Annotated in this window: 29 protein-coding genes; 4 read left to right on the top strand and 25 right to left on the bottom strand. The window is 63.4% G+C overall.

All coding sequences use genetic code 11. The features are described 5' to 3' along the window. Window positions 1–4 precede the first annotated feature (4 nt). The 10 genes from AMO33_RS29195 to AMO33_RS30785 all read right to left on the bottom strand — a co-directional run bounded on the left by AMO33_RS29195 (window position 5) and on the right by AMO33_RS30785 (window position 6,062). Window positions 5–340 carry a hypothetical protein gene (locus tag AMO33_RS29195; protein WP_060595009.1) on the bottom strand — a complete coding sequence of 112 codons (336 nt, stop codon included), beginning with the start codon at window positions 338–340 and terminating at the stop codon, window positions 5–7. 210 nt (window positions 341–550) lie between these two features. Beyond that, window positions 551–1,174: a hypothetical protein gene (locus AMO33_RS29190; RefSeq protein WP_139337624.1), complete on the bottom strand. Its 624-nt coding sequence runs from the start codon at window positions 1,172–1,174 to the stop codon at window positions 551–553. A gap of 292 nt (window positions 1,175–1,466) precedes the next feature. Next, complete coding sequence (locus AMO33_RS29185; protein ID WP_060595007.1) at window positions 1,467–1,820, bottom strand: phage tail fiber protein; 354 nt, start codon at window positions 1,818–1,820, stop codon at window positions 1,467–1,469. A 50-nt stretch (window positions 1,821–1,870) separates the two neighbouring features. Next, entirely contained in the window at window positions 1,871–2,155 is a 285-nt protein-coding gene (locus tag AMO33_RS29180) for an LtfC-like domain-containing protein (protein ID WP_060595006.1), read from the bottom strand. 55 nt (window positions 2,156–2,210) lie between these two features. Beyond that, window positions 2,211–2,654: a hypothetical protein gene (locus AMO33_RS29175; RefSeq protein ID WP_060595005.1), complete on the bottom strand. Its 444-nt coding sequence runs from the start codon at window positions 2,652–2,654 to the stop codon at window positions 2,211–2,213. Beyond that, window positions 2,654–3,511 (bottom strand): hypothetical protein, encoded by an 858-nt coding sequence (locus AMO33_RS31915; RefSeq protein WP_139337623.1) that lies wholly within the window; start codon window positions 3,509–3,511, stop codon window positions 2,654–2,656. Before AMO33_RS31915 ends, AMO33_RS29175 begins: the two co-directional genes overlap by 1 nt. A gap of 25 nt (window positions 3,512–3,536) precedes the next feature. Next, the gene (locus AMO33_RS29165) at window positions 3,537–3,902 is read right to left on the bottom strand and encodes a hypothetical protein (protein WP_060595003.1); all 366 of its coding nucleotides are present in this window, start codon (window positions 3,900–3,902) and stop codon (window positions 3,537–3,539) included. A gap of 6 nt (window positions 3,903–3,908) precedes the next feature. Next, the gene (locus AMO33_RS29160) at window positions 3,909–4,250 is read right to left on the bottom strand and encodes a phage holin (protein ID WP_011210441.1); all 342 of its coding nucleotides are present in this window, start codon (window positions 4,248–4,250) and stop codon (window positions 3,909–3,911) included. 31 nt (window positions 4,251–4,281) lie between these two features. Further along, entirely contained in the window at window positions 4,282–5,352 is a 1,071-nt protein-coding gene (locus AMO33_RS29155) for an N-acetylmuramoyl-L-alanine amidase (protein WP_060595002.1), read from the bottom strand. Next, entirely contained in the window at window positions 5,352–6,062 is a 711-nt protein-coding gene (locus AMO33_RS30785; protein WP_076574221.1) for a phage gene 29 protein family protein, read from the bottom strand. Before AMO33_RS30785 ends, AMO33_RS29155 begins: the two co-directional genes overlap by 1 nt. A 26-nt stretch (window positions 6,063–6,088) precedes the next feature. Between AMO33_RS30785 and AMO33_RS30780 the strand changes: the two genes are divergently transcribed. After that, a complete protein-coding gene (locus AMO33_RS30780; RefSeq protein ID WP_076574219.1) occupies window positions 6,089–6,733 on the top strand; it encodes an NUMOD4 domain-containing protein in 645 nt (214 codons plus the stop codon). Window positions 6,734–6,742: 9 nt separating this feature from the next. Here AMO33_RS30780 and AMO33_RS29140 read toward each other — a convergent pair whose 3' ends face one another. The 5 genes from AMO33_RS29140 to AMO33_RS29120 all read right to left on the bottom strand — a co-directional run bounded on the left by AMO33_RS29140 (window position 6,743) and on the right by AMO33_RS29120 (window position 15,625). Further along, a complete protein-coding gene (locus tag AMO33_RS29140; RefSeq protein WP_076574225.1) occupies window positions 6,743–8,470 on the bottom strand; it encodes a Gp37-like protein in 1,728 nt (575 codons plus the stop codon). Then, window positions 8,467–9,393 (bottom strand): phage tail family protein, encoded by a 927-nt coding sequence (locus AMO33_RS29135; protein ID WP_098701638.1) that lies wholly within the window; start codon window positions 9,391–9,393, stop codon window positions 8,467–8,469. Before AMO33_RS29135 ends, AMO33_RS29140 begins: the two co-directional genes overlap by 4 nt. Before the next feature lie 8 nt (window positions 9,394–9,401). Then, complete coding sequence (locus AMO33_RS29130; protein ID WP_060594998.1) at window positions 9,402–14,486, bottom strand: transglycosylase SLT domain-containing protein; 5,085 nt, start codon at window positions 14,484–14,486, stop codon at window positions 9,402–9,404. Window positions 14,487–14,652: 166 nt separating this feature from the next. Then, window positions 14,653–14,988, bottom strand: a complete 336-nt coding sequence (locus AMO33_RS29125) for a DUF2283 domain-containing protein (protein WP_076574217.1) — start codon at window positions 14,986–14,988, stop codon at window positions 14,653–14,655. Window positions 14,989–15,232: 244 nt separating this feature from the next. Continuing rightward, window positions 15,233–15,625, bottom strand: coding sequence for a DUF6941 family protein (locus AMO33_RS29120; protein WP_060594996.1), 393 nt, complete (start codon window positions 15,623–15,625; stop codon window positions 15,233–15,235). Window positions 15,626–15,907: 282 nt separating this feature from the next. On the opposite strand from AMO33_RS29120, the gene AMO33_RS29115 reads away from it, so the two are divergent. The 3 genes from AMO33_RS29115 to AMO33_RS29105 all read left to right on the top strand — a co-directional run bounded on the left by AMO33_RS29115 (window position 15,908) and on the right by AMO33_RS29105 (window position 17,520). Then, window positions 15,908–16,189 (top strand): hypothetical protein, encoded by a 282-nt coding sequence (locus tag AMO33_RS29115; protein ID WP_205317781.1) that lies wholly within the window; start codon window positions 15,908–15,910, stop codon window positions 16,187–16,189. Window positions 16,190–16,312: 123 nt separating this feature from the next. Further along, a complete protein-coding gene (locus AMO33_RS29110) occupies window positions 16,313–17,074 on the top strand; it encodes a phage antirepressor (protein ID WP_060594995.1) in 762 nt (253 codons plus the stop codon). A gap of 68 nt (window positions 17,075–17,142) precedes the next feature. After that, window positions 17,143–17,520, top strand: a complete 378-nt coding sequence (locus tag AMO33_RS29105) for a hypothetical protein (RefSeq protein WP_060594994.1) — start codon at window positions 17,143–17,145, stop codon at window positions 17,518–17,520. A 2-nt stretch (window positions 17,521–17,522) separates the two neighbouring features. On the opposite strand, the gene AMO33_RS33050 is transcribed toward AMO33_RS29105, so the two are convergent. The 10 genes from AMO33_RS33050 to AMO33_RS29065 form a co-directional block, all read right to left on the bottom strand. Then, a complete protein-coding gene (locus tag AMO33_RS33050) occupies window positions 17,523–17,981 on the bottom strand; it encodes a DUF2510 domain-containing protein (RefSeq protein ID WP_082668836.1) in 459 nt (152 codons plus the stop codon). Window positions 17,982–18,066: 85 nt separating this feature from the next. Beyond that, window positions 18,067–18,345, bottom strand: coding sequence for a hypothetical protein (locus AMO33_RS31910; RefSeq protein WP_139337622.1), 279 nt, complete (start codon window positions 18,343–18,345; stop codon window positions 18,067–18,069). Between the two features lie 167 nt (window positions 18,346–18,512). Then, entirely contained in the window at window positions 18,513–18,890 is a 378-nt protein-coding gene (locus tag AMO33_RS29100; RefSeq protein ID WP_060594993.1) for a hypothetical protein, read from the bottom strand. Window positions 18,891–18,916: 26 nt separating this feature from the next. Continuing rightward, complete coding sequence (locus AMO33_RS29095) at window positions 18,917–19,183, bottom strand: hypothetical protein (protein WP_060594992.1); 267 nt, start codon at window positions 19,181–19,183, stop codon at window positions 18,917–18,919. A gap of 96 nt (window positions 19,184–19,279) precedes the next feature. Beyond that, window positions 19,280–20,200, bottom strand: coding sequence for an IPT/TIG domain-containing protein (locus AMO33_RS29090; RefSeq protein WP_060594991.1), 921 nt, complete (start codon window positions 20,198–20,200; stop codon window positions 19,280–19,282). 80 nt (window positions 20,201–20,280) lie between these two features. After that, a complete protein-coding gene (locus AMO33_RS29085) occupies window positions 20,281–20,658 on the bottom strand; it encodes a phage tail termination protein (protein ID WP_060594990.1) in 378 nt (125 codons plus the stop codon). 5 nt (window positions 20,659–20,663) lie between these two features. After that, window positions 20,664–20,963, bottom strand: a complete 300-nt coding sequence (locus AMO33_RS29080) for a hypothetical protein (protein WP_060594989.1) — start codon at window positions 20,961–20,963, stop codon at window positions 20,664–20,666. Next, window positions 20,944–21,321 (bottom strand): hypothetical protein, encoded by a 378-nt coding sequence (locus AMO33_RS29075; RefSeq protein ID WP_060594988.1) that lies wholly within the window; start codon window positions 21,319–21,321, stop codon window positions 20,944–20,946. Before AMO33_RS29075 ends, AMO33_RS29080 begins: the two co-directional genes overlap by 20 nt. After that, the gene (locus AMO33_RS29070; protein ID WP_060594987.1) at window positions 21,315–21,734 is read right to left on the bottom strand and encodes a head-tail connector protein; all 420 of its coding nucleotides are present in this window, start codon (window positions 21,732–21,734) and stop codon (window positions 21,315–21,317) included. Before AMO33_RS29070 ends, AMO33_RS29075 begins: the two co-directional genes overlap by 7 nt. Further along, entirely contained in the window at window positions 21,734–21,931 is a 198-nt protein-coding gene (locus AMO33_RS29065; RefSeq protein WP_139337621.1) for a hypothetical protein, read from the bottom strand. The genes AMO33_RS29070 and AMO33_RS29065 overlap by 1 nt, the downstream gene beginning before the upstream one ends. Between the last annotated feature and the right edge of the window lie 51 nt (window positions 21,932–21,982).

The following is a 21,982-nucleotide window of genomic DNA, read 5'->3' as shown; positions in this document are numbered from 1 at the left end:
CGCACTACTGTGCGCGGACGGAGATGGCGCATTCCCATTCGCTGCCCGTGTGCACCCAATGAGCAGTGACGGCCGGCGGAGTGCAGAACGCTTCGCAGGCCGCACCGCGCAGCACACTCATATCGGCTTCACTGATGCCGCGATGCGGCCAAATGTGGATCGCCTCATCCCGCACGGACAGGTGACCGATCTGGCGCCACCACTGCCAGCCGTGATCGATCCAGATGCTTGGGTGCCCGTCAGCTGGGTGGGTGGTGATGCCGAAGGCGTTGAGGATGCCGGTTGCGGTCGCGGCGACTTGTCGGCAGTCGAATTCCTGGTAGTCGGGTCGCGTGTGCACCGGTGCCCCCTTTGCCTTTCCTTCAAACCATGATCGAACGCGTGTTCGAATACTAGCGCGGGTTTGCTGTCACGTCACGCACCAGCCACCACCCCGACACCAGACCGTGACTCATCGAACAAACACTACCGAATCGTGTCACAACACACCCAAACGAAAAAGCGGGCGCCCCACCCACCAGCAACGCTGGAAGATGGGACGCCCAAAGCATCACGTGACACGCACGTAACTGTTCGTGTTCGTCTGCGCCGTCGGCCGCGACGTCGTGTTACCGCCGTCAGCCTCCAGCCGGATCAGATCACCGGCAGTCACCGACACGCCAGTCGCGGTCACCGTCGCGGTCGCGCTGCCATTCCCTGGGACCGACACAGGGTCGCCGGTGGCGAGGATCGCGCCGGTGGTCTGGTTCTTCAACCGCATCGTCACATTGCGGGCGAAAGCACCTGACGCCGTCCACACGACCGACGCCGACACCGTCTTACCCGTACCCGTCGACTGCACCACCAGGTCACTGCCCGAGACCGACGAGCCGGGATAGTTCGTCGTGTCAGCCACCCAGCCGGTCACCGGGACGAACCCGCTCGTCAGGCCGGAGAAGGTGCCCGACTTCGTCATCGACGACGGGTTGAAGATCGACGCCACCGCCGACAATGTGCCCGCACCGCTGAACCCAGCCGTTGCGGTCGGAGTGACCGAGGCACCCAGCGCAGCGACCGCGGTGAAACCGGCACTGGCCGATGCGACACCGAGGGCTGCCAGTATCCCAGCCGCCGTAAACTGCGCGACCGCGTGCGGGACCGCCGACGCCGACAGTGCACCCACCGCCTCGAACAAGGCGTCCGCCTCATTCGTCGGCACCACAAACGTGCCCTCAGCAGTAAACCCAGCCCCAGCCACGGCCGCAGCCAACGCTTGCAAGGTCGCCTCTCCCCCGAAGGCAGCCACAGTGTGCGGGACCGCCGACACCGTCAAAACGCCCTCAGCGTTGAACGGAACTATCGGCGGAGGCTCGTACAACACGCCCTTCGGCAGGCGCGTCCAGGTGCCGGCGGGGAGGGCGCCGCTGCTGTTCGACCTCCCCGGCAGGGCGGCGCGCCTGCGTGAATGTGCGGGAAGCATCCGCCGCTCAGCTCAGCGCGAAGCTGGGCGTGACCTTGATGGTGCCAGCGGAGCCGATGGTGATGCTGGGGGTCAGGGCACACTTGTCGAAGAAGGTGCCCGCGCTCGACGCCGACCACAGCCCTGCATGCGTGTACGTGCCAGCCGGGGCCGTGAATGTCAACTCCGACATCGACAGAGCGCCACCGGACCCGGAAGTCCACGTGCCCTGGACCCGGACATACCCGCCGCCCGTCGCCTCACTCGCACCAGTCGTGCCAGGGTCGGCAGTATGCAGCGACACCCACACCTGGGCGGTACCGGACAGATTCTTGTACGCGTCGGCGAGCACTTGCCGGGTCGCGGCAACAGCAATTGCCATTGGTTCACCTCGATCAACCCGAACCGACGTCGGGTAAGAGAGTCAGGAAGTCAGTAGCGGACGATCGGCCCGCGGTACCAGCAGAAATCCGCGCCGTCGGAGTAATGGACGTAAATGCGGTACGTTGCTGGCAAATTGATGGTGTCGGCGGACTCGGATGCGACATCCCAGCTGATGCTGTTGGAGACGACCGTTGCGGGCCATTCAGTGACCACGTCGCCCGCCATGTCGTAGATGACGATTTTGCAGGTGGTGCCTGCGGGCACGGTTTCGCCTGCGGGCATGAGGATTTCGTGAATGAAGTCCTGGCCGTTGACGAGGACGAGACTGTCCACGAGCGGCTGGTGTCCGATTGTCATTTCGTGTCCCCTCGCAGGGAATATCCACCCGCTACGTGGGAAGCGGCGGGGTGGTGTCGATGTAGGGGCCGCGCCACTCGGGGTCGTCCTTCATAAGTGCGACCGTGAGATCGTCGAGAAAACACCCATACTGGGCCGAGGATTTGAAAAGGCGGGTGTACAGCGCACTGCTTCGACCGTCTGGCATCAGCTCCATTTGGGCCTTCAATGCCTCTTGTATCTCGACGAACCAGCGCACGGCTCCGGTGCTCGTCGCCTCACTCATGGGTGCAGGCGGATCATCGAACCACATCGCTTGAGGATCGAACTCAGGGTCGTCGGTTTTTATCGCATGCCAAAGAGCCGGAACCAGCTTGTTGTGGATGTACTTTATGTCGTCCGGCTGTTCGTCCATTCCGATATGCCGGCGCTGACCGAATCCATCCATCACCACGCCGTAAAAGAAGTTCTTAACGTGCTGGAGCTTGTCGGCCATTACACCTCCCGAAGATAGAAGAACGGCAACTTCGTTGACGAATCCCAGTGCTGATTGGCGGCGGTGATTGTCTGTGGCAGCGCGGACAGTGGCGACGGTCCGGCGTAGCAGTAAGGTCTGCGCGGGTATTTCGTACCCTCGAACCGGTTCAGGTCGGTGATTCGCACACACATCAGCGACGCCGCAGTCTGGATTGAGCTGGTGTCCTGGAGCAGGGCGACCGCGAAAACCTGATCTTGCTCGGCTTCTATCGTCAGCCCCATGTCGAACCGGGTCTCGGTGTTGATGTCCGTCACGAGGCTCTTGATGTTCGTGGCCGCCAGCGTCGGTGTCAGAAGCGTCAGCAGACCCGTCTCGGTGTCGACCGAGTAGACGCCCAAATAGGCGGCGTTGATTCCGAAGAACGTTTGCGCGTCGCCGGTCATGAATCCGACGTAACGGAGATCGGCATCGCGCTGCACTCGAATAAACCCAATTTCTGCCCAATCCGCATTGTTTCCCGCAGGCTGATAGTCAGGAATTCGGTTCAGATTGTGAGAATGGGAACTGTCGCCCGATCCGCCCGATGCTGTGCCCGACGCCGTGCCGTGGATCAGTTGCGTGCGCGGCACGGTCGCGTGCTCGCGCGGGTCCATCGTCGTCCACAGCGCGGAGTTGACCGGCGTTTGCGTGAACTTCGGGCGCTCCGAAATCGGGGTCAGCACTTCCGATTTGTGATCCCCCTGCGCCTTCGTGAACGACAATTTCGCGCCAGCCTTCAACGAAGCCTGAACATCCTCGGGCGTCGCGGTCTGCAACGCCCGGAAAGCACCCAACTCGATACTGCCGTCAGGTGTCGGCTGATTGGGGGCAGTCACAAGCGATCACCCCCTACAAAACGGGTCATATGTCGTTTGAAAATTCCGGCGGAATCGGTGGAGGCTCCGGGCTCGGCACATGTGTGCGAATAAACGCCAGCAGATCCTTCACATACGCAGTCAGAGCATCGATGCGGCGGACATCGCGCAGATGCTGCTTGGTGTCCTCGACATGCTGATCTTCGAGAGCGTCGATCCGAGCGACATCCTCCACATGCTGGTCCTCCAGATGTTTCACCCGAACAAGCAGATCGGTCACCTGACGCATCAGCAGATCGGACGTCGCCTGAAAATCAGCGCGCTGGGAGTCCAGCGAGCGTGCCCGTGGGGAGATGTACCCCACGAGCATGCCGACGCCTCCAGAGATAGCCGGGATGAGCACATCCCACATCGCGGGTCAGCCGATGCTAGGGGTCTTGGCCGCAGCCACACCCAAACCGAGCGCAGCAGACACAACAGCCACGACCGCCGACGCCTGCGCATCGGTGGCGACGCTGTAAGCGACCAGCAACGGCTGCGCCGCACCCAGCAGGGTGTACAGCCACGTGCGCCAGGTGGCGGTCGAATTCGCGCCGGCGACGGTGAATCCGACCAGCGCGGCGACAGCGCCACCCCACAGGGCGGCGTCGGCGTCGTTGAGCAGACCCAGCGTGACAAGCAGAACCTGAACCGAGCCGAGGGTGGCGTAGATGCGGCCACGCACGTCAGCGGTCAGGTCACGGATACGGTCGAAAGACATGGGGTACCTCGAATCGTTGAGGGAGGCTGGATTAGGCGGCGTCCGCTACGGGGGTGTCGGGGCCGTCGCCGTGCAGCAGGCCAAGGGTCTGCTTGGGGGTGAAGTAGATGCGGCCGCGCTCGAAATCCTGGTAGCTGCCGGTGTCGAATGGGATCTCGTCCGAGGTCGGCCAACCGTAGGGGCCGTTCTCGAATCCGCTGCGGTTCCAGCGGTTGCGGATCTCGCCGTGCACCCAGTAGCCGGGCTGCCCGTAGCGGCGATAGAGGGCGCCGTTCTCGAACCCTTGCACGTCGCCCCAGGGGGCGCCGTCAGGGCCGGTGAGCACAGTGTGGTCACCGATCGGGTAGCCGACCGGCCCGGCCTCCCAGCCGCGTTCGGCCCACGCCTCGAAGATCGCGGCCGGGACGGCGTGCGCTCCGGTGCGCGGGTGCCAGTAGATATGCCCGTTCTCGAACTCGGCAAATCGGCCCTCGCCGTCAGGGGTAACGTTCTCCCCCACGGTCTTTCGGGCGCCGATCCACGCCTTCGCGCGCTCGGCTTCCTGGTCGATCATGTTCACCGGTGGCAGCGCGGGTGCGCCGGTCGCGTACTCGCGGACGTAAGCGGCGAAGACGTCCCAGGGGAAGTTCCAGCCGACATCGGTGTGGTCCCCGATGCCAAGCTCGCGGGTGACGTACTTGTGGTCGGAGATGCCTTCGCCGCGGTAGTAGTCCGGGACGATGACGTCGGTGGAGAAGCCGTACTTGCGGGCGTCCTGGACCGCCAGCCATGCCGCGATCCGCAGGTCATGGTCGCGCTGAAGCCACTGCTCCCGCGACCATGCCGCGCGAGAGCCGGCAAAGCACAAGTTGATGGTGAAGGCATTGGCGTCCAGTACCGACCAGCTCGCGTAGTCGGTGTCGACGACGTCGACGACGATGCCGTCCCGCAGCGTGTAGTGGTAGCTCACGCCGGCCGCGGGATTGTTCAGATAGGCGGCCAGGGATTCGGCCGTGCCGTTGCCCTCCTGAGTGTGGATCAGGAAGTTGATGACGCGGGCGCCCCAGCGTTTGGAGCGGGAGTTGCCCATGCGGGCGATTTCGGTGTACTGCGGGGCTGCCATCAGACGCCCACCTCCGGGTACTTGGAAAGAATGGATTTGCGGGGCTTCTTGGACAGGTGCCGCTCGACCATGAGCACCCGCTCGCGCTCTGCGTCGTCGACGGTTTCCAGGTACTCCAGAACCTCGTCGACGGTGTGCGCGCACGGATTCCAGCCAGGATCGCGAACCGGCACATTGGTCACGTATGCGCCGTCACTGGTCACCGGGCCGGTCTTCGGGCCGCGCGGCCCCTCCCCCGTCACGCTGTCGACGAGCTGCTCATTCGACGGGACAACGTCCGGACCGAAGCCGAGCGCCTCGGCCAGCTGACGGCGGGTGTCCTGCGGCAGCGATGCGACGAACTCTTTCAAGTCGAGTGCCGACCGGTCAGGGGCGTCGATCGGCTCCCACACACCCGGCGACACCAGCCAGTGCGGGTCCGTGTTCCGCGGCTTCTGGTACTTGATCTTGCGTTCGGGCGGAACGGTTGAATCCATCGGCCTGGCACCGCAGTCCCAGAGGCGTCGTGAGACCTCTCTCAGGTACTCGACTGGGAACGGCAGCGGCGCGCCCTTCATTCCGGGCAGTCCACTGAACATCCAGAGAAACGCTTCTTCAGGGCAGTTGTGGTTTACCAGGTGGTGTTCAGGAAACTCGCCCGGCTTAAGGTGCGGCGACTGGTCGATTTCAGCTTCAGCTTCAGCTTCGATAGGATTCTTGGATTTACCCATTTGCGATTGCCCCGTATAATTGTCTCGTGCAGGCGGAGATTTGGATGTGCATCCCTGGATTCGATGGTCGATACGAAGCAAGCTCGTTCGGTCGAATTCGATCGAACCGGAGCGGCAAACAACGCATTCTCGGTACGCGGACCAACAATGGCGGCTATGTGACCGTCAGCCTCAGACGAGGCGGGAAGGCCACGACTCAGACGGTGAACCGTCTTGTGGCGCTTGCCTTCCACGGCGAACCCACCGACCCGAGTTATCACGCGTGTCACAACGACGGCGTCAAGTCGAACAACCAGGTCAGCAACATTCGGTGGGACACGCCGTCTGGCAATGCGGCCGACAAGCTTCTTCACGGCACCAACTGGCAGCTCAACAAGACCCATTGCGCCCAGGGCCACGAGTACACGCCCGAGAACACACGCATCATGAAGAACGGCGGGCGCCGCTGCATCGCCTGCAAGCAAGCAGATTCCAACCGGAGGTACCGCGAACAGCGTGGCGATTCCTTCGGCACCCACAAGGGCAAGAAGCTCGCCCCAGAGACCGTCGCCGCCATGCGGGACCTGCGAGCGCAAGGCATGATCTACCGAGAGATCGCAGAGCGTTATGGAGTAAGCACCCCGACAGCACGCTTGGCGATCCTCGGTGAGAGCCACAAGGACGCGGCCTGATCTCCTGGACTATCGGCCGTGCACAGCGAGTTGCTGCACCAGCGAGCCGAGTTCGGCGACCATTGCCAAAGCGCGCTGACCGCGGTCCTTGTTCTTTTCCTTCTCGCCGATGACCGGCTTCCATTCCGGCGGGGATTCGCGATCCCACGCCAGCGTCAGCTCCCGCACACGGTCCACGTAGATGGTGTGGTCGTCGACATACAGGGTGGTGGGGCCGTGGCCTGCCACCTGCGATCCGATGACCTGTGCACCAATGCGGTCGCCGATGAAAAAGTGGCCTTTACCCTGGTCGCCGATGAACCACGGGGCACCGTCACGAATATTGATTTCGTGACTGAACCAAGACCGGGTTTCGTGCAGGGCCTTCCGGATCGACAGCAGCATTTCCAGCGTGTAGGCGCGGTCCGACCCGGAAGCCAACACTTCGAATGGTGCCGCCCATCCGCCTTTTGATTTGCGGCCACCACTTTCGACGTTGAACCAGGCGGCTATGGTGTCCCAGTAGAAAACCTGAGCGACGGCGTCCACCGCACCACCGATGGGCGGAATGAAAACCATCGCGGCAATCAGATCGCCCACCGTCTGAATGGTCGCGGAGATCAGCTCGTTCACGAACGGGAATGAGTGCCCGCCCGCTACGATTTGCCGCGCCGTGGACGGTGTGAAGGTGAACTTGCTCGACTCGATCCCGGTTTCTTCGCCCTCCAGGTAGATCACGTAAGGGCAGGTCTTGTCGGTCAGGCGTAGACCGGGAACCTTGTAGGAATCGGGTACGGTGGGTGAGACGACATCTTCTTCGAAAACGTCGATGAAGTCTTCGGCCCACTGCGCGAACGTGCGTTTCAACCCGAGGAAAGGGTCACCGCCATTACTGGTGTCGGTGTAGTAGCCGGATTTGTCGACAATGTCGACCACCAGGCAACCGTTACGGAGTGTTTGCCCCTCGATGGGCTGTTCGTCTTCGCCTGCTATGAAACGTCGGACCTGGATAGACAGCTGGGCATCTTCCAGGATGTCTTTCGCCATGTCGACCCAGCGCTTGAAGCGGCTGTTGGGGACAGACCAGATCGTGCCGGCCATCATGTCCTCGGCGAAGGTCGTCGGTTTGACCACGACAGGCCAGTTGGACATGAGCGTCGCCGGCGCCGTCACATGATTCATGGGGTCGTCTGGCAGCGCGAAATTGTTCGTGACATTTTCGCGCATCAGATTCAAAAACAGCGCTGTTTTCAGACCCCAAATCGAGGGACCGGCCAGAAAGAAGACGCGCGGAAATTGCACGAAGGCCGGTAGAAACGGGTTACACCAAGCGAGGTAGTACTCCAGCGCGGAAAGGTCGTGCAGCCAACGCACAACCAATACCCAGGTGCCGTCGTCTCTTTTTTCAACAGTGTGGTCGTGCAGCCTGCCGGACCAGCGGGCACCGTCTTTGTCGACGGTGATGAAAACGTGCAGCTTCTCCCCGCGGCCGACGCGAGGCGCTACCTGCCAGATCCACTTCGCCAGCGGGTCGTCGATCGGTATTTCGGTGAGCCCGGGACCGACCTCGTTGTCGAGCCAGGTGAAGCTGGCCGAGTACTCCGAATCCAGTGTGCCGACCAGCTTCCAGTCGCCGTTCCAGATACGGACCTTCGGCGGTACCAGGCGCGCGCGTCGGTCGGCTTCTTCCGCGGCGAGAGTGGCTTCCCAGATCGCGCGGCACTGTTCTTCGAGGGAGAGTTCGAGCAGATCGGTCATCGGCTCTCCCATGCGTGGCCCCAGCGTCGCTGGCAGTAGACTTCGACACGGCCGCCGCCGACCGGCGCGTTTTCAACCTTGACCGGGAGATTGGTTTCCGGGGTTTTCGGTGGGACGACATGCTCGAATGAGATGCCGTTCATGCGGCCTGCCAGATTGGTGCCCGCGAAGTCGCGGACCTGAAGTTTGTCCCGGTAGAGAGTGATCCGGGCGCCGCCTTCCAGTGCGGTCAATTCAGGCAGGGTGATCTTCCGGTTTGCCCATTCCCCGCCCGGCACTCGATGGTGCTTCTTCCCTCTCCAGGAGAAGTCAGGAAGCGTCCACTTGCCGCGGGTGACCACCCATTGCAGCCAGATCGGCTGATCGCAGGGGTTGGAAATGGTGACGAACCCTTCCGAGGTTCCGGCCGAGCCGGTCTCGAAATAGTCGTACGGGCTGTTCTCCCATTTGTCTTCGAAGAAGAAGGGCTGGTCCGCTACGACGGCCATCGGCACACGCGACGAGCGTGTGATGTGTGGATCGTGTTTCGACTCGAATTCGACCGTGTCGTCTTTCGCCAGCCATAGGCTGCGCGTCCCCGAGATCGGGGTCGTGATCGACATTTTCGTCAGCGTCGAGTCTGGATCCCACGGGTCAGGTTCGTAATCCCATATAGAATTCCAGTCGTCCTGTAGCTGTTGCCATTCCTCCGGCGTGTCGCCTTTGATGTCGACACCGAAGGTGATGCGCCGCTCTTTGTATGATTTGCCCAGGTAGGTCGAACCCTTCTGGAACGCGCTCGACTTCCGTCGCGTCTGGACGGGTGCGTCGTAGATCCCTTTGATGTCCGGGGACAGAAAGAGTTTCCGCGACGCACCCGCGCCATTGACGATGAAATGCGAGCCGTCAGGACCGAAGAATTCGACGCGGGCAGATTCCCACATCAACGTGATTAGCCCCTTGCAGTGCCAGTGTGCTGGATAGCGCGCAAGTCAGCCATTTGCTGCGCCTTCCGGTACCCCTCATCAACGTCGCGCGTCTGGATCGTGATGTGGGTGGAGTAGTCGTAGGTCGCCAACTCGGTGCCGGAGCCGCCGGACTGGATCACCTGATTCGCGGTCGCGGCCGGTGCCGGCGCCGCCTGGTACCCCGACTGGGCGAGCGCGCCCGAAGCCTGCGCGGACGCGATACGCGCCTGATGCCAGGCATCCAGGGTCTTGCCGTACTCAGTCACCTCGGACGGGATCAGGCTCCGCGGGTCGGGAAGGCCGAGCGGATCCAGCGTCGAGGAAATCAAGCCATCGAACCCGGTCTTGAGCGCGCTGGTGTACCGCTCGCGGGCCTTGTTGCCGACGATTTCCAGGGTGTCGACACCAGGATTGACCGGAACCCCGTACGTTCCGGGCGTGCCGTCGGCGCTGGTGCCGCCGCCCATCGGCTGCGGCAGCGGCGCCATCTGTCCCGGTACCGGCTGCGGCAGGGCTTGCAGCTTCTGCTCCATGCCCGGCATCTGCCGAATGAACTGCTCGAACAGGCGCCACTGCGGGTTCGTGAGCACTGCTTCCGGCAGGCCGGAGGCGTTGAATCCCCATGTGCCGTGCGGGAAGATGCCGCCCTGGTCGTAGCCGTGGCCCTTGCCCCACATGGTGGTGAGGTCCATGCCGTACCGCGCTTTGTAGTAGCGCAACGCCGCGACCATGTTGCTGAAAGGGTCGCGGCGGTTGTTCGGCAGCTCAGGATCCCGATACGCCTCATACGTGCCCGGGATGATCTGCAACAGGCCGACACCCGCGGCTTCGCCGGTGCCGTTGACGTCCACGATCTGCTGAGCGATATTTGGGTTACCGCCGGACTCCGACTTGATCTGCGCCAGCATGGCGTTGACCTGGTTTTCGTCGTCGGCGTTGAATCCGACCCGGCGCATGGCTTCTTTCGCCATCTCCCGCCAGTGCTCAACACCCCACGCCGGGTCATAATCGACCACGCCGCCGCCGGACTCGCCGCCCAACCGTGACGTGACCCAGCCGATGACAGCGTCGGCCATCTTGCGTGCGAAAGCCCGCGGCATCTGACCGAACTCGCCCAACTGGTCGAACACCGGCACCTGGTCGGCCAGGCCGCGCAGCGGCTTCGCCAACAGGTTGTCGATCATCAAGCTGCGGCCACTCGACACCAGGCCGCCGATACCGGCACGAACCCGATCGAACAGCGACCTCTTGTCGTCCTCCGACATTTCGGTCAGGAAATCGTTTGCGGCCCAATGGACATGGTCGCGGTGTTGTTCGTTCGTTCCCGACCCGAAATCGAAGGGTCGGCCTTCATCGAGGTTCTGCCAGCCGTCGAGCGGCCAGTGGATCAACTCCGCGCTCTGGGGGTAGGTGTTGTAGATCCAACGGGCAATCTCCTTCATCGGGCCGCCGAGGTCGATGGCCTTGCCCTGCATGTGCAGGTCGTAGCCGGACCCGACATCCACGAAGCGCTTCGCCGAGGTGAGGATCGCGCCAGGGATCGCGTTGCGCACCAGATCCCACAAATGCACCTGGATCGGGTCCAGCGGATCGCTGGTTTGGACGATGCCGCCGTCGCGGTAACCGGGGAGCGGACCATCAGGCTTCGCCTGAGTGCCGCCGCCCTTGAGCACCGTCCGACGCATCCGGTACATCGCCTCGTGCCCGCCAGCAGCACGCACCTCGTCGGCAGTCCACACATGCTCGCCGCGCGACAACCGATACAGCCCGGCCCGGTCGTCCTTGCCGTTACCGGGGCCATGAACCGGGCCACCAGGACCGCCCATCGCTCGGGCGCCCACCAGCGGCTTGTCGAACGTGCCGGTCTGACCGGTCACGCCGACATGGTCGATCGGCTCCCACTCCGGCAGCCCCAACTTCTTGGCCACCCGGTTCCAGATGTCGCCGAAGCTGTTCAGGGTGTCGATCACCGTGTTGATCGGTCCCTGAAGCGCCGAGGACACATTCGACCAGGCGCGCGCGATACCGAGCACCAAACCATCGAAAAAGCCCGGCAGAGTGTTTAGCTCGGACTTGAACTTCCCGAGCACCTCCGGACCTGTGAGCGTCGAAAACACCGTCGTAACAGTGTTTTTGAAAGTGTTGAACTTATCGCTCGCGTCATCCCTGAACTCGCCCAGTTTCGTGCTGACGCCAGGCAGATTGCTGGTAAACCCGCTGAACGCGCCACCGATACGAGTAGTGATCGAATCCTCGCCATTGGTCGCCCAATCAGCGAAGCCAGTCCCCATCTCGTACAGGCGGCCCATAACGGTTCCCGCGCCCTTGTCGAAGTCGGACGTAAAGCCCGACCAGGCTTCCTTGACCTTGTCCGATGCGCCCGTGGCGTTCCAGACCAGCCCGATAGGGCTGTACCCAATGGCTCCTCGCAGGAGACCGCCGCCGACGGACTTGGCCTTCTCCCCAGCACTTTTGTCCTCATCGAAGACACTCATCACATCGCCCAGCGGCGAAGCGCTCAGCTTGTCGATAAGCCCAGCCGCGGCAGAGATCATCGTCGTGATAGCGCCAACCGTGGTGCGGACATTATCGAAAAAGTCCCGAAGCTTCTTCTGGCCCTCCTCCGTCGAAAGGCTCTCGTTCCAGCGCTTCAACGTTTCGGCAATCGACGTAAGCCACGACTCGCCGGTCTCGTCAGCGCCCCTGAAGATATTCTGAATCAGGGCAAACACTTGCTTGCCGATGTTCCAGAGATCCTTGAAGGTCTTGATCGACTCCTGCAAGAAGTTGCGGAACTTCGACTTGCCTTCGTCCGAGTTTGCCCAGTCCTTGAACTTCTTCGTCACGTCCTCAAAGCCCTTCGCGGCTCCAGGCATGAACTCGGAACCGACTTCCGAAAGAGCCAAGAACGCTTGCAGGACGTTGCTGAGACCGTTCAGGAACGGGGTCACCGAAGCCTCGACGTTGTCGAAGATGTTGGCGAGCGTCAGGCGGTTCGCGTCGGTGTCTAGGTCGGCAATAGCCTTACGGACCCCCTGGTTGATCGCATTCGCGATGCCGCCCAGCCCTTCCCGAAGTGTGGGAAGGTAATTCGTTGCCAGTGACGAGATCGAAGTACCAAGCTGGTCGAACAGCTTCTCCTGAACAAACTGTCGCAGCTCACCGTAGGGCCCGCGAAGCGCAAGCATCTGCTCGACAAACGCGCGCGCCGCCGGCGACAACTTCCCTAGCGCCTTCTCATATTCGTCTGCCGCAGAGGATGACTCATTCATCGCATCTGTGACAGCCTGAGATGCTTCCGCATAGGTCGCTTGCGCGTCCGCGAGCGTCGTGTACGCGTCGGCCAGCGCCTGCTGTGCATCCATCTCAGCGTCAGCTGCCGCCGCTACAGCTTCCTTCGCCGCAACAACTTGGTCGCTCCCCTCAACCCCGAGAGCGTTGGCCTCGGCAGCCTTCTCGGCGAGTCGCTGGTTTTCGCGGATGGTGTCCTGCTGATCGGCGAGGGCCTGCTTGACATCGTGCTGCGCCTGGGCTCGATCTATCGCCGTGCTGTTCGGATCCGAGAAGGTCTCCCACAGGCGCTGCTGCGCGGACGCAACAGCCAGCGCGGCAGCCTCTTCCGTCAACGCGGTCCGCCCGAGTTCCCGATTGATGTCTTCGAGATCTTCTTTTGCCTGCTTGCGCGCCCGATTGAGGTCCTTCTGTGCCTTCAAGGTAGCGGCCTGGGCGTTCTTCACGCCCCGCTCGGCAGAGACGATCCCACGGTTCGCCTGCTCCACTTGCTTCGCGGCTGATGCCTGCTGTTTCTGCGCGTTGGCGATGTTCTTCGCTCGCGACTCAGCGTCCTTGGCTGCGGAATCAGCAGCTTTGCCAGCGGCAGAGAACGCGTCGCCGACGCCCTGGAATCCGATGACCAGTGTCGCGACTGCGGCAACCGCAGCGGAGAGACCAGCAGGCAGCAGTGCGATCACACCGGCCGCCTGAGTCAGTTGGCTAAGCAGTGGCACCAAAGACACGGCAGCCAGCGCGACCAAACCAACGGTGGCAAGGCTCGTCAGGTTGCTCAACGAGAGCATGTTGCGAGCGGCGTCGAGGATCGCGCTGTTGAGACCCGACATACCCGCTGAGAACAAGCGGCTGAACGAGTTCCGATCGCTCCGCGCCCGGTCTAGCCTGTCGTCGGCTTCTCGCTGCTGGTTCATCAGCCCGGACACGCGGCCGAGAGCGTCTGCCTGATCTCTCAGCGCTCGGTTTCGCCTTTGGAGAGCAGCCATGCGCTGGGATTCCGTCGCCGACGCCCTCGCAAGTACCTCTTGATACCTCTCCTCGGCGAGGCGGGCACGGTCCACGGCGTCGCCGTGGCTGCGCTGTGCCTGTTCGAGTCGTGCTCGGATGTTGGCGACTTCTGCTTCTGCGCGTGCGACGCTGGCCCGGTCGATCTCGATCTGCAAGCGGATCGCACGGATAGGCCGGGTGAAGATCCCGCCGGTGAGACGACGGCGCGCGCTTGCGACCGCGCCCGCACCAATACCGGAAGTCTCCTGCCCCACAGCCGACGCAAGCGAACGGAGCGCCATCAGCTGGGCAACCGCCGCAGCAGTGTCGACGTTCACGTTCATCGTCAACGGGACCGCGGCCTGCGCCGCACGAAACGCCTCCAACTGAGAAGTAGCGCGGGCAAGATCAACGTCAACCGGGACCTTGATAGCCCTGATGCCGGTAGTCGAACCCCGGATCTTCGAGCGGATGTTGCTAGTGTCGACGTTCACGCCGACCTTCACGTCAACGCCCTTCGCAGCTGCGTTGACCTTCGTCCGCAGATCAGCGCGGAACCCCTTCGCCAAGGTCGCACGCGCCTCGACATCCATCCGGACACCGAGAGAGCCGGCCTTCACCTTCTCCCGAAGGTCAGTCTTGAAACCCCGCATCAACTGCGGTTTCACCGTGACCGTCAGCGACTCGTTGATCGGCTTCAGCAGTGTCTTGACGTCGGCTTTGAAGGTCGCTGCCAGTTGAGGGCGCAGCGTCAGCCGCGCCGACCCAGCGCTATAGCTCGGCCAGTTCGCCATGCGGGCACCGCCTATGAAGGTGTGGGAGGCGCGCGAGTGCGCGCGTTGGAAGATGGGTCCGCGGCGTGGTCACGCGGACACGACGAAGGCCGAACCTGAATCAGGTCCGGCCTTCGCTTGGTGTGTTGTGTTTGTGGGAGGCTAGCGCCCCGTGAGGGCGCGGGAGCTAACCGATCGGCTGGATCTGCCCCATGGTTGCTGAGCTTGCCCCTGGCTCGGCGCTGAACGCTGCGGCGAAGGATCCCACCGAGGGGCGGATCTGCCGCAGCAGCCTTTCCGGAATCTCTGAGTGGAAGTGGAAGCGTCGGGTGAGTTCGGTGATGGGGATGTTAGCGGTCAGACTCAGCAGCTCGATTCCGACTACCATGTTCATGTCGTCGACGTCCACCTGGATGTCCGGGGTCACCTCGATGGTGTTTGCCACCTTACGATCACTAAACTCCACGTACGCAGCGCCTGCATCGTGGTCAACGGTTACCTTCACTGGGTAGGACGTGCTCATGTTGTGGTTCCCTTCCAAGCCGCTGACTTGACGACGAGTTTGTCAGTGTGGTCGAGCGGTACTGGGGTCGGCAGGGTCCAGACCTTCAGCTCTCGACCGTCGGCCCCGTAACCATGATGGCAGATTCCGTCCTGATCACCAGGTCTATGCATGGTGCAGTTCGAGAGCGCAGTCTCTACATCTACCTTCGTGATGCTTCGGCGCCGCATCTGAGAGGTTGCGTGCCTGGTATATATGACCCGCATCACGACTTGAGCACCTCGAACGCCAGCCGCCGCTCACGCTGGCCGTCCACATCGACGAAGACTTCAACTAGGCCAGGGCCTGTGAGCTGGATGACGTTCTGGGCGGCGAATACGATGCCGATCTTCCCGTCGTACACCGTTACGTGGTTCCGGTGCGATAGCAATGTCCCCCGCATGATGACTTCCGGCGCTTCGCGCGGAGGCTTGACCGTGATCGACACTTCGATCGTTTCGGTCTCTTCTGGCGCGCGTACCCGCCCTGCCACTGCAAACGCATGCTGAACAGGGAAAGTGGATACGGCAACCATCGTGTAGCTGGCACCGACCGCGGTCAACTTGCCACCTTCAACGGTCGCGAAGTCTGCTACGAACGCGTAATCCAGCTCAGCCATGCTGGGTACCCTACATCGCAGTCGGACGCAGGCCGCTCCAACTCAGGCAGATGCCAAAGATGGCGCAGGACGATTGCGACACCGTCCACGTGTTGCGCCCCGGCCGCGTCCCTGCCCGCTCTCATCGACCCTCAGCGAAGCGACGCTTCTACGCCGCTAGAGAACCAAGTGCAAGGGCAGGGGGCGACTCGCCGCGGCCGCCCGGTCGGATGGGCTCTGACCGAATGGTCGACTCCCGCCTCAAGCGCCGTAGTCTCTATGCAGTGGTTTAGTGTGCATGCTATGGTCGACGCCGTTGAACACGGTCGACACGAAGGGTCTGAGATGATTGCCGTTATGGACGTTGACGCAGAGGAGGCCGAGCGATTGCTAGCTGCTGTGCGCGATGCGACGCGGCGAGCGAAGGAGTCGAGGGCGAAGGCTGATGAGGATTCGGCGTTACGTCGGGTGGCAGTCGCGAAGGCGATGATGGCCGGCGTTCCCCGCGATGCGATCGCAGAGGCGGCGGAGGTGCATCGCAACGTCCTGTACCAGATCGTCAAGAAGAAGAACCAAAGCAAGTAGAGTACTTGCATCCGTTCGAGGCGTTGCCGTAGTCTGCAAGTAGTCCACTTGCAGAACAGTGGCGGCGCCCTTCAACTCTTGGCCGAGCAGGGCGTCGCCACTTCTACCGAACGGAGATTCGGCATGAAACAGGCTAACACGTCTGAAGTCGTCCTGTTCCAGTACGACAACGCCGACGTACGCACTCTGCTCATCCACGGCGAGCCGTGGTTCGTGCTCGCGGATCTGTGCAAGGTGCTGGAGATCGCGGCTGTGGGCCGCGTCGCCGCCCGGCTGGATGAGGGTGTGCGTCAGACGCACACCCTTCAAACCGCGGGCGGACCGCAGCAGATGACGATCGTCTCCGAGTCCGGCATGTACGAGGTCGTCATCCGGTCGGACAAGCCGGAGGCGGCGGCCTTCCGCCGTTGGATCACCTCTGAGGTATTGCCGTCGATCCGCAAGACGGGCGGCTACTCGGTTCAGCCCGCGCTCACCGAGGACGAGCTGATCCATCGGGCGCTGGAGGTGTCGGCCCGCCGCTTGGCGCAGTTGACCGAGAGAGTGGCCAAGCTGGAGCCCAAAGCCGATCTCGCGGACACATTCCTGGTCGCTCAGGGTGGCGCGCGTCTCGTGCGTGAGGTTGCGAAGCTGTTCGGGATGAAGGAACGCGACCTGCGGCGGTTCCTCGTCGAAGAAGGACTGCTGTTCACCAAGCACGCCGAGTGTGGGGACATCCAGTACGACCACTACGCCGAGCATGCGCACCACTTCCGCGCCCGCGAAACCCTCGTCAAGCACACGTGGGGCACCTGCACCCATTACACCGTTGACGTGCTCCCGCGAGGCGTGGAACTGATTCGCAAGCGGATCAAAGAAGCCACCCCTCCCGCGCCCGCCGCGTAGCCCCGTCTCCTTCTCTCACCCTCTCAAGGCCCCGCGTGGCGGGTCGTGCTGTCGCGCGGGGCTTTCTCATGCTTGAGGAGTTCGTTGTGTGTGACCTCGATGAGATGTTGCGGCGCATCATCGACCTCGAAATGGCGGCGTTCCATCCGGCCGACAGAGACGTTACGTTCTGGATCAGTGATGACGGCTTCGTGTGGAAGGATATCGGGCGGATCACAGTGCACGCGCTGACCGCACGGATTGATGTGTGGCCTTTCGGTGGACCGGATCTCAGCGCATCCGATCTTGAGTTGATCCGCGCGCGAAGCGTTGATGCGTGGATCAATCACCCGCACCTAGAGCACAACAGAAGCGGGTGGACCGAACGGTGGAGCCAGCGGGTCGGTAGGTACTGGGAGGCTGTCATCTCGACGCCCTCCGGAGTGGACATAGCGACTCGGCGGTGATGCTAGGAGCGCGGTGGCTGAACGATGTCCGTCCATCGCGTTCCATCCCACCAGCGTGTGACACCGTCTGGTGAGGAATAGAACCCGGGCGGGGGCGAGAGGGGTGTTGGTGTCGGCGGGGGCGATGGACGCTTCTCCCCGACCCTCCATAGCGCTCGTACGACCAGGAACGGGAGACCCACAAAGATCGCGGCTAGCAGCAGGAGGAGCAGCACGCCTCCGCCACTGACGTCGTTGGCATTGGCCCACAGGACGACAAACACAATGGCTACGACCCCAAGCAGCGGGGTGAACCACCACTCATCACCGATGCTCGTGTTCGTTCGATAGCGGCCATTGATCGGAGTGCCAAGCGGTAGCCCGGGCCTCGGTGGCTGGTACCCCGTCGGGTTACCTGGGCCGGGCGCGGGCGGGGGATACTGCCCGGGCGGCGGCGGTCCTTGTGGTGGCTGGTAGGTCATCGGGGTTCCCCCTGGCTGGTGTGGGTGTCACCGACGTTGTCGAGTGACGACCAGCCAGATGTTACTACCGATCGGAGTTGTATCCCTAGCTTCTGATGCCCATCGCGCGGAGTGCTGAGACTACGTTCTGGGTTTCTTGCTCGTCTCGGATCCGCTGTTCGGCGGTCATCGGGCGTCGTTCGGGCGGGAACGGGGGCGGTAGTTTGCCGCCGAGTCCGGCGGCGTAGGCGCGCATCTGTTCCTTGAGTAGGTCGATGACGCGCAGTAGAAGTAGTGCTTCGAGGGTGTATCCGAGCGGGCTAGGCGGAGGTATCTCCTCCGGTAACGGTTGTTTGGCCAGTTCACGGCCCAACTCCTCGTTCATGGCGAGCGCTGAGTGGTAGCAGCCGTGGGACGGGAGCCGCCGCAAGAACCGATACAGCTGCGGCCATGGTCGGTCGCCGCGGAAGTAGTCGCCGAGGTCGACCCCCAGCACATGCTGGAGGTCGTATTCGATCTCTTCCCCGTAGTCCTCGATGAGGAGTACGAGGGCTAGGCGCCCCCCGGCAGATCACCGGCCTTTGCACCGGGGACGCCGGAGAAGTGGGAGTTCATGTCGTCGACCAGCATGAACAGGACGTCGAACGGTTCGCCCCGGACGATGCTCCACACGGCGGGGAAGGCGTCACCGCAGATGATCTCGAACAGGCGGCGAATGTTCGCGGCGTCGAAGTCACCGTTGCTGTCGACGACCTGGGCCATCGCGGTCACCTGCTCGACGGTGGTCGGCGGGTAGATCGGGGTGGGAGGTTCGGTGCCGTCGAACAGGTACGGGGTGACCTTGCCCTGCTTGGCGCGGGCTTCGTCGCGCAGCTGTGCCCACCGGCTCTTGGCCGGGGCAACGGTGGCGGTCTTCTTGGGGGCAGGCATGATCGTTTCTCCTGGCAGAGGGGGTGTTACTTGTCGGTCTTGGGGGCGGCCTTGGATGCCGCCAACTTGAGCGCGGGCTTGGCCGGTTCAGGCATTGGCGCGGGAGGGTTGTCGCTCTCGGGCGCGTAGTGGACGTGGTCCTGGTGCTCGCCGTCCTTGAACAAAACGAACGGCTTTTCCCGGTCGGTGGCGAGCTTGTAGCCCTTGCTGAGCAGCTGTTCACGCTCGGTCGGGGAGCCGGCGAGGAAGGTGCGGCCGTCGGGGGCGACCATGCGGATCGGTTCGAAAGCCATGTGTGTCTCCTGGCTCGGGCCTGGCGGGAGGACGGGGGTGCCTGCCCCGCGCGCGGCCAGGAATCACGCGCGGGGCGGCAGCATGGGTGCCTGAGGTCAGGCGTAGGTGACCGGGTAGGGGGTCGACGGGCCGGTCGCGTTGGTGACGACGATGTTGTGGCTTCCCGCGGTCTTGGCCGGGGTGGTGATCGCCAGCGTGCCGTCGTCGACGACGGTGTAATCGGTCGCGGCGGTGCCGCCCACGGTGACCGCGCTGGTGCCGGTGAAGTGCTGGCCCAGCAGAGCCACCGATTCGCCACCGGCCGCGGCGAGCGTGCCGGCGGGCAGGTGCGAGGAGATGGTCGGGACGGCGGCGACGGCTTCGAAGCCCATCTCGTCGAGCAGCGGGCCGACGCCCGGACCGCAGAGGACGTTCTTCAGCGAGTAGCCGAGAGTCTCATCGATCTTCGCCGACCAGGTGACGTTGTAGGACAGGGAGCCGTCCTGGCTCCACGACTGCTCACCGATCTCGGTGACGGTGGCGCGCGGCAGGATCCGCAGGATCCAGATCTGGTCGGCGCCCGACCCGTCGACCATTCCGAAGATCAGTCGGTGGTAGCGGGTCTCGGGGGCGGTCGGGTCGTTCCACTGGATTTCCTTCGTGGTCGCATCAGCGGTCACGGTGGACAGGTCCAGGCCCGAGTACAGTTCCAGGCTGCGGCGCTGGGTCTGCAACAGGGTGGTCGACACGCTCATCTTGCGGGAGATGATGTCGGTGCGGGGCGGCTCCAGTGCGCCCCACGCCTCGACATCCGAGGACTCGACCTCGGGGCGGAAGGTGGGCGGGGCGTCCTTGGCGGTCAGGCCGAGGCTTTCGAAGCCGGCCGAGCCGAGGTCCTGGAATTCGGCGGAGACGCCGGAGGTGAATGCGGCGGGGATGGTCGCGCTCATGTCGCCGATGAGGACGAAGCCCTTGTTGGGGCGCCGGATCAGCGACGGCTTCCAGTCCGCGACCTGCTCGAAAGTTGCAGCGGGCATGTGGTTTTCCTTGTGTTGGGCACACCCAGAAGCCCGGTCACCGTGAGCGGTGCGGGCGGTGTGAAGAAGGTTGTGAAGGGCTAGGCGCGGGGCCTGCGGTAGGAGAGGCGCACGGTGGCGGTCACGCCGCGCAGTTCCCTGTTCTGCGGCGGGATGTACTGGCCGCCGGAGGTTTCCTCAGCGACGTCGATCAGGAACCCGCCGGGGGCTGTGTTGCCTGCGTTGCGGATGCGTTCCTGCCCGGCGGTTTTCAACTGCTTGGATTCGGCGCGGGTGGCGGCGACGTATTCGACGTCGATGACGGGGTTGTCTGCGACGCCGTCTTCGCGCCCGCCGACGCGAGTGACGTAGATGTATGGCGGTTCGATCTGGTCGGATTCGAACGTCACGACGGGGGCGATGTCGCTGAGCAGTGCCCGCATGACTTCGTCGAACTCGGGGTAGGGGGGCAGCGGCATCGGCTCTACCCCTCCACGTCTTTGATGAAGTCGTGCATCACATGCTCGGGCCGGTTCCAGCGGGTGCCGTGTTCGCGGAAGCGGGCGTAATACCCTTCGGCGTAGGTGACGCCTTCGATGACGCCGTCCTCACCAGGGCCGGACAGCGCCTCCACGTGGGTTGCGTTGAATCCGGTACGCCACCGGCTGCGCTCCGCCCACCGATCGGCGCCTTGTTCGGCGATCTCGTGAACGAATTCGGTCAGCTCAGGCGACTCGCGCAGGAATGTCCTGTCGAGGTCGAAGTCACTGCCGTCGTACTCCACTGCTGCCGTCCTTTGCGATGGTGAATCGGACGCCGGTGGACCAGCCGGTGAAGGGATTCGGGGTTTCTCGCACCTGCCCGTCGATGACGAACTCTCTCCCGTCCGGTAGGCGAATCCGGTCGGAGGCCAAGACGTCGGCGCCGTGGGGCGCGGTCACCCGCGCGGACAGCATCAGCTGCTCGCCCTTGCTGTTGTCCTCGCTGTCGGTGGACCATTTGAGGTCGCACGGCCCGATCTGGTGTGTGGCCTCGGCGGGGTTGGTGTAGTCGCCTTCCCAGTTGCGGGCGTTGGTGTTTCCGCGTCGGACGACGGTCAACATCACACCGTGCGGGTAGGTGGGCGGCCGGTAGTTCACCATGTGCACGGCCTCGTCGACGCCAGCCCCGCATTACGCAGGATCCGCAACGCCATCCCCGACAGTGTGGACAGGGACCGTTCGACCTCGGCGCCGGTGATGGTGTCGCCGTAGGCGACGCTGCCGCCGTCTGCGGTTTGCGACGCCACCGCCAACTCCCGGCCTACTGTTCCTGCGGCGGGGTTGATGCCGGCGAGATGCCACATCGCCGCCTGGGCGCAGGTTGCCTCCCGCATCGCCTCGGCGATGTCGAGGTCGACTGGCAGCCCGGACGGGTAGGTGTCGTAGAGGTCGAGGCGGGTTGCTTCCCTGACCAGTTGCGAGGCGTACCGGATGAGCTGTGTCGCGGTCGTGTTGTCGGGGAGGTCGGTGAGCCAGCCGTCTGCGAGGTCTTCGGGGGCGGCGTAGACGAGCATTATTCGTCCCCGCCCTCCGCGGCCTTGCGAGGAGCGGTCTTACGCGGGGCCGTCTTCTTGACCGGCTCCGCAGGCTTCTCCGGCTGGGGTGTGGCCTTGCGGGCGTCGGTTTCGCTGATCTCGGCCCAGTACGCCCACTCCAGCAGGTCGGGGCGCGGCTCGTCGGACTCGATCAGCAGGTCTTGGTCATCGCCCAAATACTTGTAGAAGTGGGGCACTAGAACTCTCCAAAGAGTCGACCGCCGTCG

It is taken from the genome of Nocardia farcinica, assembly GCF_001182745.1.
Lineage (GTDB): Bacteria > Actinomycetota > Actinomycetes > Mycobacteriales > Mycobacteriaceae > Nocardia > Nocardia farcinica.
Note: the sequence above shows the minus strand (reverse complement) of the source record. Positions and strands in the feature narration are given on the sequence as shown.